The sequence below is a fragment of the Methylobacterium sp. P5_C11 genome (assembly GCF_054049775.1).
Genome location: NZ_JBFULS010000046.1, coordinates 1 through 16,862, shown reverse-complemented (window position 1 = coordinate 16,862; position 16,862 = coordinate 1). Strand labels below are relative to the sequence as shown.

Genomic DNA, 16,862 nt, shown 5'->3' with positions numbered 1-16,862 from the left:
CCACACGGCCCAAACGGAGATACCCTCCGCGACCCGGTGACCTCGGTGTGCTCCTCTGGCTCGCTAAGGCCTGGAACTCAGCATCAGACTGCGCATCCCTCATCGCCCGCCTCTCGGCACTGGCCTGGTCCTCAGCGGCACTCCGGGCCTTCTTCAAGGCCACACCCTGAGAAATGCTGTCACTGAGCGCCTGACTCTCCTCCTCATCCGCAGCGTCCTGAGCGGCCAGCTTCTGAGCCCTGAAGGCCGTGTGCATCAGGTTCGTGACCAGAAGACCGTCCTCATTCTCCACCATGGCCGGAGGAGACCAGTTGTACCCTCGATGGAGCGTAATGAGGCCATCACCGTCTGAAGGCTGTCCGGAGAGCCCGGCATACCCTGATTGAAACGGTAGGCGCCCTGCGAAGTCAGGTTCCCCAGGGAGAGGCCCCGGAGTGCCTTGCGTGGGCTGTGGTGATGATGAGGGAGAGGAGTTCTGCGACCCGTCCCGGCCCAGGCCGAAGGTATCCAGGATCGCCCCCAGTCCATTCTGCCTGAGCTTGGAAATGGCTGAGATGAAGTCGAACGGTGATGATGATGAGGGTGGCATCAAATAGGGATTACTTTGTGTCCTGCCGCACAGGTCTACTTCGGAACACCCGAGCAACCCGCAGCCACAAAACGGTCTCACGTCATCAATTGGAAAGCAACCAGCAGGTTTCGGGGTGCAAGGATGTTTAGTCCTCTGCGTTTCACGCCATGACAGAAGCTTAGTGGTCACCCAAGACCACTTGCGGGGGGCCTGCGGGGGTCGAAAATTGTTTGCTTGACTTCACCGGCAGACTGGCGGGTGACACCTGGTCCCCGAGAATGGCCCCTCAGATCGCCTTAGAAGGCCGCACAGCCGCACCGCTGTTATCGAGCTTCGCCAGCACGAGACTGACCGCCATGGCGCTCCACGGGCCTCCACGGGCCGCTGTGATGCCCCGTTCGTTCAGCCCCGCAGCAATCTGACGGAGGGACGTAGCGCCTTCCTCACGGATGGCCTTGATGATCGGTCCAAGGTCTTGCGCCCGGCTCACAGCGTTCGCCTTCCTGACCTTCACGGATTCCTCAGTCCCGAGTGCCCGCACGGACGCGATGTTACCTCTGTCACCTCCAAGCTTCGTCCCACGAGCCTTCGCAGCAGCCAGGGCAGCTTTGGTTCGCGCCGAGATGAGCTTCCGTTCCGCCTGAGCCATCACAGCCATCAGGTGCACGACCATCTCGTTTGCCTCAGGCATGTCGGCCGCCACGAACCGTATCCCGGCCCGCTCCAAGCCAGTCAGGAAGTGAACGTCACGGGACAGGCGGTCCAGCTTAGCGATTACGAGAGTGGCCTTGTGGATGCGGCACAGCGCCAACGCCTCAGCCAGCTTCGGGCGATCATCCCGGCTCCCTGACTCCACCTCCACGAACTCGGCCAGCATCGTCCGTTGGCCACCGTTGAGGAAGTCCGACACAGCCTTCCGCTGAGCTTCCAGCCCTAGACCTGAGCGGCCCTGCTTGTCCGTGGAGACCCGAAGGTACGTGACGACCTTGCCTTCGATCATAGCCAGGCCGCCTGTCTAATGAAGCCCTACGTTCGTTGCTGTTAACTTGACACGCCTCGGGGGCACTGACAAGGGAGGCATCAAAGCAAAAAACAGGTCTCGTGCTAATTTCTAGCGTATATCCACATTAAGTAATGTCATGTTGACCGCTGAACTGCTATCAAAACAGCATAGCCCGCAATACAGTCGGAGTTGCGCCGTGGTTTGGTTTGCCATCCCGGGACTGTTGGCCTTGATGATGTGTGTTAGCGACAAGCTATGGGACAACCCTCTAACCATCTTCGGAGTCATATTCGCGGGTGGATGTATGTGGCTTTGCGTTGCTGTAGTCATTAAGGCTTTCAATCTCCCATGATCCCAGCCGAATGTCGCTCGGTGACTACCTAGATCCTGTGGATCACCGGGCACATCTCCGCTCATACTGATTACTCTACTCGCTTGAGCTTGTCCGCTTGCTGAGAAGTCCAGGGAAGAACTGAAGGGCAGCTTGGGACTCAGGCCGGGTCCCTTCTGGGCTCTCGATTTCAGAAGTTCCTACGGATCCCCACTTTCAAATATCCGGTAAAGCCTCTCGTTGTTGTTAGACTTTGCCGTGCCGCGTGCTCCGCTGAGACGGTATGGGGCCAGAGGATAGATACTCCTTGATCCACATACCAATTACATTGCTAAAGCAATTCATATGTAACGGATTTAGATAATGCCATCGAAACCACTTGTAATAATCAGAAACCCGTGAGATATGCCAAGCGTGACCGCAAGAGATGTGCTAAAGGCACGCGGCGGCCAGGGGCATAGCCTATGTTTCACGCGCTACATTACGATATCGCCTTCTATCCTCGGGGCCACCGAAGACATCCAGGGCCTCTGAGCCATCAGCATGTGTTTGCCGCACTAACACCCAGAGGACTGGAGCGACTCACAACTGCGCCGTTCGGCAACTGGACCGATGAACGCCTATGCGTCGCAGACGATGAAGATGCCTCAGATGTTATGGACCACATTGAAGGCCTAGAAGTTCACGTGTCCTCTTGAAGAGACTCAGGCCCTCTCGCGGGTATTCCTTCGTTACTGACACGAGCCAATCCAGATCCGTCAGGAGGCCGCATGAGTGGCGACATTATCGGGAACGATGGGCTCCCCTTGCGGACCCTGGGACGCCTCAAGGATGTCATAGGAGCATTCAGGAGCCTGCAGCCGGCTCTTCCGGCCTCATACATCGAGACTTTCTTGGCAGTGGCTCTGAGGCCCGGTCAGGGGCCTACTGACTACGCCGCGATGCTGGGGACGATCCAGCCGGTTGCCTCCAGGACCCTGATGGAAATTGGGGAGTCGGCCAGGACCCGTGCAAGCTCATTGCACTTGGTGGAGTCTCGGCCTCATCCCGAAAGCCGCAGACAGATCATGTACCACCTGACGCCAAAGGGTTTCGCTCTGGCCTACAGGGTCGGGAACATGCTGCAAGGCCGGTAGAGGCCAATCCTAACCTAAGCCGTTGAAGCCTTGGCTCCTCAAATCTGAGGGACCGGATGAGCTTCCCGGCTAAACCGGGGGTTACGCCTAGACGCTGACACCCCTACGGGACCCACGAGGCTGCCGGAAATCCAGGACATACCCTGAGCCGCCTAGCGAGACCGGGAGCACTCTGTGATCCTGACAGCCCTAAGGGGGGGTATGACAGGGAGCAACTACAGCCGGACAGATGCAACATCCTGACATTCCCTGATCACGAAGCGGAGGCCTTATCCTCAGGTCGCAACTGGTGGTAGCTTAGGAGCATCGTGCGAGGCATGGCTTGTTATGCGGTTCTTCCCGGATTCGAACTTCTTCTTCCAATGCAGGGACTCAAAAGAGATCGATTGGTCCAGCGTGACGGAAGATGATCTTATTGAGCTATTCCTAGCACGCACAATTCAACAAGAAATCGACAAACATAAGGCTGGCGGGAACAGTCGGAGAGCCGACCGCGCCCGCAGAGTTAATGCTCAGATTCGGTCAACTCTCCTTAGTCCAGACAAATTCTTCGTACTCCGTGAGTCGAACCCCCGGGTGCTTATGCGCTTGGCACCACGACTCAATCCGGAACGCTGGAAGAACTCTCACCTAGATTTATCTCAGCCAGACGACCGATTAGTAGACGAGGCCTTATCATTTCAAGTTGAACAACCTGAGCTTCCCGCCGCGCTCTTAACCAACGATACACCAGCGATGGTGACTGCGCATCACGTAGGCTTGCGTTACATACCCATTCCCGATGAGTGGCTGCTACCACCGGAGCCGAACGCGACTGAGAAGAAGATCGCGGGCCTAGAACGACGATTGGCTGATCTCGAAAAAAGCGTTCCGGTCTTGGTGCTTTCGACCTTGAGTGAGACAGGCAGTGCGGTGGGCCGTCTTGACCTGTCCATGTCACAATATGATTCCCTCACGAAAGATCAGATTGCACATCTCATGATGCAACTTGAGCTGAGCTTTCCGATGAAACGTGATTTTCCTGGTCCTCAGCGCCAGGACACAAGTGATAATGCATTTGGCGATCGATACGCGGGCATAATAGGGAGGACCGTTTGGCATCATCCATTAGAGCAGCATATCGCGCAGTATAAGGAGAATTATTCGCGCTGGAAAATCAGCACTAAGTCGGCCCTTGAGTCTTTTCATGAGTTCCTAAACGCAACCAACGACAGCGGCCGTTTTGCTGTTCGTCTGGCAAATGATGGTGCTCGCCCTGCGGAAGATCTTGTTGTCACGTTCGAGTGCGCCGGGTCTATAACCCTTGACTTGATAAGAGAGACTGAAATTACCAGTAGTGGACTCTCGGCTCCTCCCGCTCCGCCAGAAGGAGCGTATGGTCCCGCCTCTGGACTTGGCGCCGAGTTCTTCAATATGGCCCGCATGGTAAGCCGGTTCGATGGTATCGATAGCTTGCTGGGCTCGCCCTCGCGGAGAATTGCAGGGCCGCCGCCAAAACCAGATGAGGACCCTTACGCATTCTTCTTCTACCAGAAGCATCGAATACCATCAGACTCCTGGGAGTTACGATGCACCCAGTTTCGGCATCAACTTGAGCCTAAGGAGTTCAGATGGAAGGTAGTTGCCAAATCGGGTCCTGGTGAGGCGAAAGGTGTGATCCGAATACGAGCTTCGGCTTCCAATGTCTCAACCCCGGTGATGTTCAACCTTCCTGTGCGCTTAGAGCGGCGTGCGGTCAGCACATATGATGAAGCACGGGCGGCTCTTGATCCGATGGTTCTTAATGGTCAGTCCACGCTGAAGTGATTAAGGACGCTCAGGCGCGCTCCAAAGAAGATGCTGGGTGCCTCATACCCCAAGTCTAGGTGTTCGTTTCAGCAGGAGCACACAGCTAACGGGGATCGTCGGGACCGCCCTGCGCCTCCTGGTGAAACGGCTCGCCCCTTGGTGGCCTGGACCTCTGAGGGGGTACACAGCGGACCCACTCTGGTGATACAAATCCGAACCTCCCCGAGACTGCCGGTCAAATGCCTCAAGTCAGAAAACCCCGATATTCTAGCGGTTTATACGGCGTTGGCTCACGGCGAAAACAGGGGTTCGATTCCCCTTGGGAGCGCCAGCGCGCTGACGAACATCCGATCTTGCAGAGGTTCACGGCGGTCCGCCTGAACCGTCTCGGATGAACCTTCTCCCTCACTCGATTTCTGCTGACCGGAGCGCCGTCGATCAGTCGGCGGTCTTCACCGGCGCGTCGTCACTATCGTGGTTCAGGTTCCGAGACCGGTCGACGGAACCGCGTGAGGGTCATCCCGCTGCCCGCCATGATCGGCGTGGCGACATAGCCGCGCTGCTGCAGACAAGCCGCTGCCATGTCCGGGATGGCGGTATCGGTGAACAGCAAAAACTCCGGGTTGTCGGCCAGGAACGAATCGATCGGCCTGATCGGCAGCGCGGGATCGATATGCGTCCAGCGATCCACCTGATGCTCGTTCGTGGGATCCGGGTTCCGGCCCTGGTCGGTCACCTGCACAAACGTCAGACGGCGCGACGGCGCCCGGCCGAGCGCCTGGGTCATTTCGAAAAACCGCTGGGCATTGCCCGTGGCGATCGGGAGAGCGCCGGGAGCGTGGGACACCAGGGCGATCGCGTCTTCCCGGCGCAAGGTCCGCGTCGGCTCTCCGCCGGACAGGAATGCCATGGTTGCGACCGGGATCAGGACGCATGACAGCACGGCGCTGTGCCGATGAGCCGCGACGCTGCGGGCGACGGCGAGGCTGATCCCGAGCGCCGTCACGATCACGTAGCGCGGATTGAACGTCCCGGTCACCGCCAGGGCGAAGGCGTAGACGATGAGCGGAACCGCGCAGACCGCGCCGGTCACGAGATCGAGATCGTCACCGCTCGGTAGGGCGCGACGACCCGCACGCCACCGGAGGGCGAGGCCGGTCAGGACGATCGCCAGCGGAAAGGGTGGCAGCGGGTCGCCGCCTGCCGTCATCAGCAGGTACGTCGCGAGCAGCCGCGCGATTGTCGGCCGCGCATAGTAGCCGGGGGCGGCAGCATCGCCCTGATTGAAGGCGCTGACCGCCTGCATGATCGGGAGCCAGCACAGGAGCGAGGCCGCGGACGCGAACAGCGCCAGCACGATCGGCCATCGGATGCGGCGGTGACGGATCATCCAGCCGGCCTCCATCATGCCGAGGGCGACCGCGAGGAGGATGGCATAGAAGTGCATCCCGACGGCGAGGCTGAGAAGGATCGCGATCCCGGCGGCGCGAAGGGCCGAGACCGGCCGTTCCGCCGGCCCGTCCCACAGCGCGCAGGCCAGTGCGAAGCAGGCGGCCACGAGCGCATATTGCCGGACCTGCACCGCGTAGGAGAACAACGGTCCCGCCAGGCAGAAGACCAGGGCGAGGCAGGCCACCGGAATGGCGTAGCGTCGGCGCACGAGCACGAAGGCAGCCAGCGCGACGCCATAGATGGCCGCGATCGACGGCAGGCGCAGCATGACGGGGTCGTCGAGACCGAGAACCAAAAGCGCCCGCAGCAGGAGGTGATAGAGCGGAGGCGAGAACTCGGCGCCCTGACTCAACGCCTCCCATACCGCAGCGGCGCTGCCGCGGCGCGCGGTCCAGACGGCCAAGACCTCGTCCATCCAGTACGAGTGGCGCGCCGCCGCGAACGCCGCCCACAGGTAGGCCGCGGTGGCGATCGCCGTCAGGCCCAGAGCGATCCCGTCGCTCCGGCGCCGGGCGTGGGGTCTGGTCACGGTCGCGTGCGCTGTGCCTCGCAACCGGAGCCCGGGTCGCTCCGATTCGAGGCGCTTCGGGAAGATCGCATCCGTCATCGCGGTCGGTTCCCGGAACGCAGACGGCGGGCCAGGGCACGGCCGATCCGATCGGCGTTCGCCATGATCGTCAGGGTCGGATGCGAGGCCGGCAAACTCGGCAGGGCCGCACCATCGACCACGTACAGCCCGGGTGCGCGGATCAGTTCGCCCAACACCGTGGTCGCGGTCGCGCCACCGCCGCCCATGGGGAGTGTGCCCGCGTAATGCGCATCCGCTCCGGGTTCAAGGATCGCGGTCGAGCCCGGCAGCGGCAGCGCGCCGAGGCGCCGCAGGCCCCGTCGGAGACGGGACAGATCCGACCTCAGACGATCGCTGATTTCCCGGGTGGTCTCACCCTGGATCGCCAGCCGCGTCATCCCGCTCGACGTGGTCGCGGTCAGGGTGTTCCGGCTCGACGCGCCGGGCCGATAGCAGGTCGCCAGCAACAGCGCGGGTGCGAGTGCACGGGCGATCCGGAGGGCAAACGGTCGCCCGACCGGCAGTCGTGCGGCCAGCATGTCGAGGGGTAGCGTATCGGCGCCGTAGAGGACCCCGGCTGCATCGTCGAGGCGGTAAAAGACCTGGCCGAGTCCGAAGGCCTGTTCGGGGGCGTCGATCCCGACAAGTCGCGGCACGACGAAAGCCGTCGCCGCCGCCGGGTTGCTGAGGAGCCGCACCGGTTGGCCGAAGTATTCCAGACGCGACAGGGCAAGGCCGGTGGTTGCGATCGTGCCGGCGGCGAGCACCACGCACGCCGCCGGCATCGAAACCGGGCCGTTCCGGGTCTCAATGCGGAGGCGATGGCCGTCGCCCGTCGCCTCGACCGCGCGGACCAGATGTCCGGACCGGTACGAGAAGTTCGCGTGCCGGGCCAGCGCCGGCAATTCCAGGGTGCTGGTATAAATGCTGCCGCGATCGCAGCCATAGAGACAGAGCCCGCATCGATTGCACGCCTGCCGATCCGCCAGAGGTTCATCGAGCACGGCGTTCGGCGCCGGTTCCAGGCTTAGACCCTCGGTCTCCCGTTGGCGTGCCCGCTGCGCCAGGATGAAAAGGGCCGCTGGATTGGAGGGCTGCTGGGCCTGTTTGAGCCCGATCCTCCGGGCAACGCGCGCGTAGGCCTGGTCGAGGTCGGTAGCGGGAAACGGGAGATCCGCCCGCTCGGCGCCGGTATAGGGCACCGCGAGCGCCCCCCAGATCGTCGAGAGGCCGCCTTGTCCGAGGGTGCCGGCGGCGAAGAAGCCATCGGTCGTGAGCTGGAGCCGGTGGAGGTACGGGCTCAACGCGGCACGGGCACGCGGCGTGGCGAATTTCGGCGACCGGTCCGGCTGCGGTTCGACGGCGGCGAGATCGGAACCGAACCGGGTCTTCCAATGATCCGGATGCGCGCGGTGGACCGCCGGGGCGAGACCTTTGTCAGAACCCGGTTCCGAGGCATCCAGCATGAGGACGCGCAGGCCGGCCTCAACCAGCGGCCAGGCGGCGCTGACGCCCGCCGGCCCGCTGCCGATAACGACGACGTCGGCCTCGGGCGGGCTCATCGCACCAGGGCGCGTACCGCCCGCAACGGCAAGGCGACCGCTTCGATCATCCCGTCGGCGGCGAGCCCGGAGAGCCGTCGGACCCGGCCATGACCGCCCAAGGCAGCCTGTCCGGTGGGACTGGCCTCGACGAGGCTCACGGCCAGCGCCAGCCGTCTGGCGAGCGGCTTTCGTCCGTTGAAGGGTTCCACGAACCGCAGCAGGCCCGGCCTGTGCCGCACGAGCCACGGCAGCGGGAGCGGGGTGACGGGGCCTTCCCGGGTGAGCGCCCGGACGTAGCGTCGAGCGAGGGCGCCGTCCGGCTTCGCGCGCAGGACGTAGCCTTCGAGGGTTCGGCCTTCGGCGATCAGCGCCCGGCGGGCGGCCGGCTCGCCGCGAATCCCGTCCGCAAGGGGGCGCACGTCGAGGCCGAGACGAGCGAGATCGGCCCGGGTCGCCATCGGGTGCGTTCCGGCGAGGCCCAGGATGCGCTCGCGGTCGATACGGGGACCGAACGGCAGCGCGTTGACGAGGGCGCAACCGAACAGGGCGAGGCGCAGCGGGATCGGCACGATCCGGGGCAGGTGGCCGTCCAGCCCGATTCCCAGGATGGTCAGCACCTCTCCGAAGGCGATCGCCACCGGACCGGCGAGGCCAATGGTGCCGGATAACGGCCCATCGACACCGGCCAGGATGCCGCGCGCGACCTCCGAGCGGTGGATCGGCTGGACGGGGGTGTGGGGCGCGACCATCGGAATGACCGGCATCCGCGCCAATCGGCGCAGGAGGCCGTACATGGCCATCGGCGGACCGCCATAGACCAGGCCGATCCGCAGGGACAGCTCGGTGCGTGCATCGAACAGCTCCTCGATCGCCCACTTCGCGCGCCCGTAGGCGTTGGGCGCGTCCGCCCGCGCCGATTGCGACGAGGCGAACACGGTTCGAGCGAGGCCGAAGCCCCGCGCACCGTCCCGGAGCAGAAGGCTGCCGACGCGGTTCCGGTCGTCGCCGGGCGTCGGCTCACGCCAGTCATGCGCTAGGTGAACGAGCGCCTGCTCGTCGCCCGCCAAGGCTGGATCGAGACAGGCTCGGGGCAGCGGCTCACCGAGCCTCCAGTCCACGCGCCGGACGCCGGCCGGCAGCCCGCGCGAGCCGCGGCCCAGCGCGGTGACGCTACGTCCTTCGGCCAGCGCCGCCGCGACGAGACCGCGACCGAGGTAGCCGCCGGCGCCTGTGACGATGAGATGCCGGATCGCGGCCATCTCAGGTCTCGACCGCACCGATCGCCTCGCGCAGGCCGGTCAGGCGGGATCGGGCATCGCCGCCGGGCAGTTCGAGGATTCCGAGGAGGAAGGCCGAGAACGCCAGCTGCACGCTGGCCGCTACCGAGCAGGCGGACAGGATCATCGGCCGCAGGAGGGCGCCGTCCGCGAGGGGGCCGAAACCGGTTCGCCCCCACGCCAGCACCGACCAGCCGATCCCGGATCCGCCCGCCGCCAGCAGCAGCAGGGCGACGGCGAGGAGGGTCTCCAGGCTGAGTGCGCCGAGGACGCGGTCGTGCCGGCTGCCCGGGAGCAAACCCTGCCGCGCAGCGTAACGGCGGCCGATCATGCCGAAGGTCACGATCTGGATCCCGACGAGCATCGCGAAACATGCGACGACGAAGGTATGGACGTCGAAGGAGAGGTTCGGGGTGAGGTGGCGCGGGCCGCCGAGCAGCGCCAGGGCGGGCAGGGCGCCCCCGAGGAACAACGCCAAACCGGGGTACAGGAACATCCAGCGCGGGCTGTGCAGGAGCAGGAAGCGCAGGTGCCGCCAGCCGTCGCGCCACGTGCGCAGATGCGGCGGACGGCTGCGGCCGTCCTTGCGGAGGATCGTGGGGACCTCGCGGATGGCCAATCCGGTCAGACTTGCGCGCACGATCATCTCGCTGGCGAACTCCATGCCCGTGGTCCGCAGTCCGAGCCCGAGGATCAGGTCCCGGTCGAAGCCGCGCAACCCGCAATGGAAATCACGCACCGGGCTGCGGAACAGGAGGCGGCCGACCGCGGTCAGGGCCGGATTGCCCAGGTAGCGGTGCAGGAACGGCATGGCCCCGGCGCCGATTCCCCCGCGGAACCGGTTGCCCATGACGAGGTCGGCGCCGCCTCTCAGCTCGGCCAGGAAGGCATCGAGGTTGCGCAGATCGTAGCTGTCATCGGCATCGCCCATGATCACGTAGCGTCCGCGCGCCGCCGCGATACCGCCCGCCAGCGCACCGCCGTAGCCGCGTACGGAGATGGGAATGACCCGGGCGCCGAGGGCGGTCGCGATCGCCTGGGATCCATCGGTGCTGCCATTGTCGGCCACGAGGACCTCGCCCGCGACGCCTGCATCCGCGAGGAAGGCCAGGGCGTGATGGATGCAGCGCGCCAGCGTCTCCGCCTCGTTGAGGCAGGGAATCAGGATCGTTAGCAGGCAGTCGTCGGCCGCCGTCGGCGTCTGGCCGGCCAGCGGCTCGCCGAGGCGGCGTCTCAGGGCCGGCGAAGGGGCGCGTGCATGGGACAAGCGCGTCGTCTCGATGGTCTCGCTCGCCCGGACGAGGCGAGCCTTCTCGGACTCAGCAAGGACGACGAGCCTTAACAGGCAGTTCACCGCGTGGCGGGTCGGCGCTCTTACCTTGGCGGCCGTTCCGCCCGCGACCTGCGGCTGTCCAGCCCGCCAGCCGATGCGTGCACGCCGCCGGTCATCGTGCGTAGAGGGGCCTCATGAGGGCGTCGTCTCCGTCGAAAGACGTGTGGCGGAGACCGGCGGGCGGGTGGCCAACGACCATGCCTCCTTCCTTCCGTGACGCGATGACCCGTCACGACGTGGGCGGCGTGCCGCGTGCGGAGTCTCGAATGCCGGCGCTGTGGCGCGACCTACCAGAACCAGACGATCCGTCCGGCGACCGCACAGACCGCGACCCAGTTGCCGATGGCGAGGACGATCGATCCGACGACGACCGTGAGAGGGGGCCGCTTTCGGATGCGTTGGCGGCACACAGGAATGGTCTGGTCCATGGGCAACGGGCGTCCGAAACTCCTGCCGATCACGAGCCGGCATGTTCCTCGCCCTGCGGCCGGAATGCCCGCCGGATGCGGTCAGCAACATCGGATGCCTACCAGCAACATCCGCCGTCGCTGTCCTCATCAAAAGATGTACTGGCATCCGGAACGCCGTCGCCGAACGCCCCTGCGGCGAAGCGGCAACCCCACTTCGAGCCTGTGGTCTGCGGGGATATCGGGGATCGCCCCAGACTTTGCCGACACATGATGTTGCGCCGCTCAAGCCATTAACACGTCAGGCCTTTTCGCCGGGCATGATCGCGCGATGCTTCTACACGTGAGCCCGACATGCACTTCAAGATCCACGCGACCGGACAGCACCTCTGGACCTGGGTGCTGCTAGACGAGAGCGAGACCACCGTTGCGGAGTCCGACCGCTCGTTCCCATCCCAGACGCAGGCCTCCGCGGCGGCCCTCGCCTTCGCCAAGTTGGTGGTCCGCGCAAGCCGATCGATCAACGGCGGGACGCCCAGCGGCCTGTTGTAGGATCGCGCTTCTCGACCGGACGTGCAATCCGAGAGCCCGGAGCGGTCGCCGCGCCGTGCGCCGCCGAGCAGCGTCAGTGCTCCTTCATGCATGCGCGCAAGGAAGCGGCTTCCCTGCAGGTCTCTCGCCCCGATTGCGCGCGCGAATGTCCGCTATCGGCAATTCAGCCTCGGTCACTGACCGTCCACTGTACCCACCCAACGCACCGGCGGTATCGTCCAGGGTGTTGCGGCACACCGTCTCGAAACGATGCCGGATTGCCGCTTTCGGTCACATCGAAGCAATCTAGAGTAGCAGGTTCTCGCGCCACGCTTGATACGAGCGGGGTCGAACGTCCTCCGATCCATCGGAGGCCTGATACGTTTGCGTCTTTCCGCAACGAGAGACCAGGGCGGGTTTCGATCCAGCCGGACGCAAGGCGCGCTCGCATGCGGTCCCGGTGCGTCATCCTTGACGGATCCGCCGCGGTACGAGGTGACCTGATCGAGATCGTGGATCGGGCCAATCAGGCGCCCACCGTGCGGTGGGGGTCGCGGGTCGGAACCTGTCTTTCGCAACCGAGCAGAACAAGTCGCGCTGCGGCTGCTGGTCAAAAATCCGCCGGTATTTATTTTTCCGATTCGATGAAAGAAAACTTCTCAAGAAATCGCCCGGCGTCCATTGGATGCCAATTCTATAGATCACAGATTATTTTAGGACAGTATGCCATGATGCTCCCTGGCCGCCTCTGACGAGTTCGAAGTCCCGAACCTCGGGCCGACACTGATCGATGCCCCTCGGAATGAAAACCTCACGTTGCCGTCGGTTTTCGATCTCCGACTGATGACGGCCGAAGCGGGAGTCTATCCGCTACCCACTTGCGGGTTTTGATGTTGCACTATACCCCGGATTATGGAGCGGAAACGCAGTCGAGGGCCGGGGGGATGCCGCTCGTTATCATCTTGGCCGCGCTGTGCGGCGGCCTGCCTGTGCTTGTGTTCGGCTGGCAAACCTTCGGGTTGTACACACCGTTACTGGCAGCAGCCCTCGCCAGTACGGTTGGCCTTTTGGCCGGTATCGCACTGGCTGTTCTCAGGGTCGGCCGATTCCGGGCGCCGTCGGATCCGACGCGCATCTTTGACGTCGTCGGCCTGACCGCCCCCCGTGACCGAGATCTTCGGCTGGTCCCCATGCGCCTCTATTTCGATATCGAGCGCGGACCGGAGATCATCAAGGATGAGATCGGCATCGAGGCGCACAGTCTCGATGAGGCACTGGACGATGCCCGGAGCGTCATCCGCGAAATGGTCGTGGATCTCATCGACGACGGTTATGACGGGGACTGGGTTCTGGTCGTGCGCGACGCTCAGGGCGCCTCGGTCGCGCGCCTACCCATCGAGCGGACGCCACCGCAGATTCACTCGGATCGTCGATCTGCCTGATCGCGCAGTCGCGCGGCGGCAGATCGTGCGGGCTCCGGCGGTGGCCGGAGGGACATCGGCTCGCCCTGCCGCGCCGACAATCGCCGATCGAGACCGTGGGGCTTCGCGGTGGTCCGCATGCCGCGGGCGTACAGCCCCGGTCAGGCCTCGCCCAGGTCTCGCAGAAGCCGGTCGCGCGCCCGGCTGACCCGGCTCTTAACCGCGCCCGTCGGGCAGCCGATCACGGCGGCCACGGCTTCGTAGGATAGGCCGTCGACGGCCACCAGCATCAGCGTACCGCGATGGGTCGTCTTGAGACGGTCGCCGCCTGACCGTCCTTCAAGCCGAGGCGGTCGTCCTGCTCTGCCTGTTCCGCAAGGGCGACCGCGTGAATGCCGTCGGGATCCGGTACTTCGAGCCGGCGCTTGCGCCGCCCGTTGATGAAGCCGTTGCACAGGATCGTGCACAGCCACGCGATCAAGCTGGCGCCGGGCTGAAACTGCCCGCGATTTTTTAGGCTTTGAGCAGGGTGAACTGCACGAGATCGTCGGCCTCGACACCGTCGCAGGTCAGCGACAGGGCGTAGCGCCGCAGGGGCGGCCCCAGGGCGATCAATTCGTCCTTGAAGACGTCCGGGACTTCCTGACCTGTATCGGCCGCTTCTAGAGCGGCGGGCAATCGGCTCAGGACCGCGACCAGACGGGGGCTGATCTTAATCTCCGCAACTTCTGAATTGTATCGTCGCAGCTTCCGAACGAGCCGCGCATGGATATGGGAGAGGACGGGATCGGACATGGCGGCCGGAGCCCGCTGTTCGTCGGCAGGCCGCGCGGGAGAGCACTCGGGTCGATGTGGCGAGGATGCGCCCGGTTGATCTCGGATGCCTCGGCAGGGCAGGCGACAACTTATCTCTGGTTGGTAAAGATCGCGTCAATGATGCGTGTATACCAGGAAAAGAATGTAGATGAGGGAACCGCCTTGTGCGCAACCCGTTTGTGCCCCGCTGCCGATCGGGCAGTGACCGCACGAGGGGTAGAGCGAGCTGTGACGGTGGGGGTCGACAGACATGAGCTCCGGCAGATCATCGCCGGCCTGAGCGAGGGCGTGATCCTGGTCGAGCCCGACCAGACCATCGCGTATGCCAACGCGGCCGCCCTGGCGATGCACGGCGCCGAGAGCCTCGACGAGCTCGGGCCGACGGTCGACGCCTACCGCGACCGGTTCTCGCTCCGCTACCGCAACAACCGGACGCCGGAGCATTACCCGATCGCGCGCGTGATCGCCGGGGAAACCTTCCACGATGTCGTGGTCGAGGTCACCCGCACCGATCGCCCCGGTGCCGAATTCGTCCACTCGCTGCGTAGCCTCGTGGCCACCGACCACGACGGCAACCCGAGTTGCCTGGCGCTGATCCTCAAGGACGTCTCCGACCAGTTCGAGGCCGAGGAGCGGTTCGAGCGGACCTTCAACGCCAATCCGGCCCCCGCGGTGATCACGCGGCTGTCCGACCTGCGCCACGTCAAGGTCAATCACGGCTTCCTGGAGATGACCGGCCACACCCGCGACGGGGTGATCGGACGCAGCGTCTACGAGGTCGATGTCCTGGCGGGCGCGCGCAACCGCGACCTCGCCGTGTCCCGGCTCAAGGACGGCGGGACGATCCCGCAGATGGACGCCTGCCTCGACCTGCCCGATGGCGGCGGCCGCTGCGTGATCGTGGCCGGCCAGCCGATCGAGATGGGCGACGAGCCGTGCATGCTGTTCACCTTCGCGGATCTGGAGCTGCGCCGGAAGGCCGAGGCCGCCCTGCGCCAGAGTGAGGAGCGCTTCGCCAAGGCCTTCCGCCTGACGCCGATCCCGACCGTGCTGCTGAGGAGCGACGATTGTCAGGTGACCGGCATCAACGCGGCGTTCAGCCGGGTCTTCGGCCTGGGTGAGGACCGCATCGTCGGGCGGTCGCTGGCCGAGGCCGGGCTGTGGGTCGCGGATTCCCAGCGCGCGGCGTTCGAAACCACGCTCAGGCGCACCGGCTGCGTCCTCGCGGCCGAGGTCTGCCTGCGGCACGAGAACGGCGCCAGCCTGGACTGCCTGATCTCGGCCGAGCGCGTGACGCTCGACGATGCGGAGTTCGCGCTGCTGGTCCTCCAGGACATCACCGAGCGCAAGCACACCGAGCGGGAGCTGTTCGACGCCATCGAGACCGTGATGACCGACACATCGTGGTTCAGCCGCGGCCTGATCGAGAAGCTGGCCGCCCTGCGCCGCCCGGGCCGGGAGAGCCTGGACGGGTCGAGTCCGAACCTGACGGTGCGGGAACGCCAGATCCTCAACCTGATCTGCGCGGGGCTCGACGACGACGCGATCGCGCGCAAGCTCGGCCTGTCGCGCAACACCGTGCGCAACCACGGCGCCGCCCTCTACCGCAAGATCGGCATCCACAAGCGCAGCGAAGCCGTCATCTGGGGGCGCGAAAACGGGTTCCCCATGCATGGTCGAGGTCCGTGAATCTCATAATACTAGTATACTAGTACTATTGAAGCTCGGGGTTTGATCCTCATCTCGGATTTCATCGCATGTGTCCCGGAGCGGACGGCATATCCCCCAGCGAACGTGCGGAAACGGTTTGAGCCGGGGATCACATCGACCCGGCAAATGCGTCCGCCCCCACGCCGGCCTGGCCGGTTTCGGCCTCGGGCTGCTGGTCAGCGCCCGCCGCGACTGAGCCACCCTCGACGTTCGACGAACCACCACCCGGAGTGACAGCGTGACCATCCAGACCACCGCATCCCCTCTTTCCACCCCCGCCTCCCACCTCGCCGCCGCCGACACGCGCGCCGTCCTGCTCAACGAGGTCTCCTGGGGGGCGATCTTCGCCGGCGCCGTCACCGCCCTGGTGACCCAGGTCATCGTCAACCTCGTCGGCGTCGGCGTCGGCCTGGCCTCGGTGGGCACCACCGCCGCCGACAACCCAGCCGCCTCGACCGTGTCGATGGGGGCGGGCCTGTGGTTCGTCGCCTCGGGCATCGTCGCCTCGCTGGCCGGCGGCCTGATCGCCGGCCGGCTCTCGGGCAAGCCGCTGCCGGGCGCGGCCGCCCTGCACGGCCTGGTGTCCTGGGCGGTGACGACGCTCGTTGTCCTGTACCTGTTGACCTCGGCGGCGAGCGGCTTCGTGGGCGGCACGCTGAGCACGGTCTCCGGTGCGCTCGGGGGCGCCGGTAACCTCGTCGGCGGCACCGTGCAGACGGCCGCCCAGGCCGCGGCGCCGTCGCTGTCGAAGATCACCAACCCGCTGGACGGCATCGAGCAGACGGTCCGCCAGCAGGCCGCCGGCCAGGACCCGCAGGCCGCCCGCGACGCCGCCGTGGCGGCCATCAAGGCGCTGTTCACCGGGGATGCCGGGCAGAAGCAGCAGGCCGAGGCGCGCGCCGCCGACGCGCTGGCCAAGGCCCAGAACATCGCGCCCGACCAGGCCCGCCAGCAGGTCCAGGATTACGAGAAGC

Annotated in this window: 13 protein-coding genes and 1 pseudogene; 5 read left to right on the top strand and 9 right to left on the bottom strand. The window is 65.0% G+C overall.

Annotation, left to right across the window (positions count from 1 at the left end; genetic code table 11):
* Positions 1 to 857: 857 nt before the first annotated feature.
* The gene (locus tag ACXJKQ_RS20615; protein ID WP_457107583.1) at positions 858 to 1,571 is read right to left on the bottom strand and encodes a recombinase family protein; all 714 of its coding nucleotides are present in this window, start codon (positions 1,569 to 1,571) and stop codon (positions 858 to 860) included.
* Between the two features lie 1,797 nt (positions 1,572 to 3,368).
* On the opposite strand from ACXJKQ_RS20615, the gene ACXJKQ_RS20610 reads away from it, so the two are divergent.
* On the top strand, positions 3,369 to 4,847 hold the full coding sequence (locus ACXJKQ_RS20610) for a PIN domain-containing protein (RefSeq protein WP_457107582.1): 1,479 nt from the start codon (positions 3,369 to 3,371) through the stop codon (positions 4,845 to 4,847).
* A 451-nt stretch (positions 4,848 to 5,298) separates the two neighbouring features.
* Here ACXJKQ_RS20610 and ACXJKQ_RS20605 read toward each other — a convergent pair whose 3' ends face one another.
* From ACXJKQ_RS20605 to ACXJKQ_RS20585, 5 genes and pseudogenes are all read right to left on the bottom strand, one after another.
* Positions 5,299 to 6,810, bottom strand: coding sequence for a hypothetical protein (locus ACXJKQ_RS20605; RefSeq protein WP_457107581.1), 1,512 nt, complete (start codon positions 6,808 to 6,810; stop codon positions 5,299 to 5,301).
* 74 nt (positions 6,811 to 6,884) lie between these two features.
* Positions 6,885 to 8,051, bottom strand: a complete 1,167-nt coding sequence (locus ACXJKQ_RS20600; protein ID WP_457107611.1) for a GMC oxidoreductase — start codon at positions 8,049 to 8,051, stop codon at positions 6,885 to 6,887.
* A 243-nt stretch (positions 8,052 to 8,294) separates the two neighbouring features.
* Positions 8,295 to 8,411 (bottom strand): annotated as a pseudogene (locus ACXJKQ_RS20595) (FAD-dependent oxidoreductase); the annotation flags it as partial.
* A complete protein-coding gene (locus ACXJKQ_RS20590) occupies positions 8,408 to 9,652 on the bottom strand; it encodes an SDR family oxidoreductase (protein ID WP_457107580.1) in 1,245 nt (414 codons plus the stop codon). The pseudogene ACXJKQ_RS20595 and the gene ACXJKQ_RS20590, both read right to left, overlap by 4 nt.
* Before the next feature lies 1 nt (position 9,653).
* The gene (locus ACXJKQ_RS20585) at positions 9,654 to 11,024 is read right to left on the bottom strand and encodes a glycosyltransferase family 2 protein (RefSeq protein WP_457107579.1); all 1,371 of its coding nucleotides are present in this window, start codon (positions 11,022 to 11,024) and stop codon (positions 9,654 to 9,656) included.
* A 740-nt stretch (positions 11,025 to 11,764) separates the two neighbouring features.
* Here ACXJKQ_RS20585 and ACXJKQ_RS20580 point away from each other — a divergent pair.
* Together ACXJKQ_RS20580 and ACXJKQ_RS20575 are read left to right on the top strand one after the other, a co-directional pair.
* Complete coding sequence (locus ACXJKQ_RS20580) at positions 11,765 to 11,962, top strand: hypothetical protein (protein ID WP_457107578.1); 198 nt, start codon at positions 11,765 to 11,767, stop codon at positions 11,960 to 11,962.
* A 923-nt stretch (positions 11,963 to 12,885) separates the two neighbouring features.
* Positions 12,886 to 13,383: a DUF6894 family protein gene (locus tag ACXJKQ_RS20575; RefSeq protein WP_457107577.1), complete on the top strand. Its 498-nt coding sequence runs from the start codon at positions 12,886 to 12,888 to the stop codon at positions 13,381 to 13,383.
* 140 nt (positions 13,384 to 13,523) lie between these two features.
* On the opposite strand, the gene ACXJKQ_RS20570 is transcribed toward ACXJKQ_RS20575, so the two are convergent.
* Genes ACXJKQ_RS20570 through ACXJKQ_RS20560 form a run of 3 tightly spaced genes read right to left on the bottom strand, consistent with a single transcriptional unit; the run spans position 13,524 to position 14,157 of the window.
* Positions 13,524 to 13,652: a sigma factor-like helix-turn-helix DNA-binding protein gene (locus tag ACXJKQ_RS20570; RefSeq protein ID WP_457107576.1), complete on the bottom strand. Its 129-nt coding sequence runs from the start codon at positions 13,650 to 13,652 to the stop codon at positions 13,524 to 13,526.
* Positions 13,652 to 13,843: a hypothetical protein gene (locus tag ACXJKQ_RS20565; protein WP_457107575.1), complete on the bottom strand. Its 192-nt coding sequence runs from the start codon at positions 13,841 to 13,843 to the stop codon at positions 13,652 to 13,654. Before ACXJKQ_RS20565 ends, ACXJKQ_RS20570 begins: the two co-directional genes overlap by 1 nt.
* Before the next feature lie 32 nt (positions 13,844 to 13,875).
* Positions 13,876 to 14,157, bottom strand: a complete 282-nt coding sequence (locus ACXJKQ_RS20560; protein WP_457107574.1) for a hypothetical protein — start codon at positions 14,155 to 14,157, stop codon at positions 13,876 to 13,878.
* 249 nt (positions 14,158 to 14,406) lie between these two features.
* On the opposite strand from ACXJKQ_RS20560, the gene ACXJKQ_RS20555 reads away from it, so the two are divergent.
* Together ACXJKQ_RS20555 and ACXJKQ_RS20550 are read left to right on the top strand one after the other, a co-directional pair.
* A complete protein-coding gene (locus ACXJKQ_RS20555; protein ID WP_457107573.1) occupies positions 14,407 to 15,867 on the top strand; it encodes a helix-turn-helix transcriptional regulator in 1,461 nt (486 codons plus the stop codon).
* Between the two features lie 259 nt (positions 15,868 to 16,126).
* Positions 16,127 to 16,862 (top strand): PhnA-like protein (locus ACXJKQ_RS20550; protein WP_457107572.1); only part of this gene is annotated, 736 nt, incomplete at its 3' end.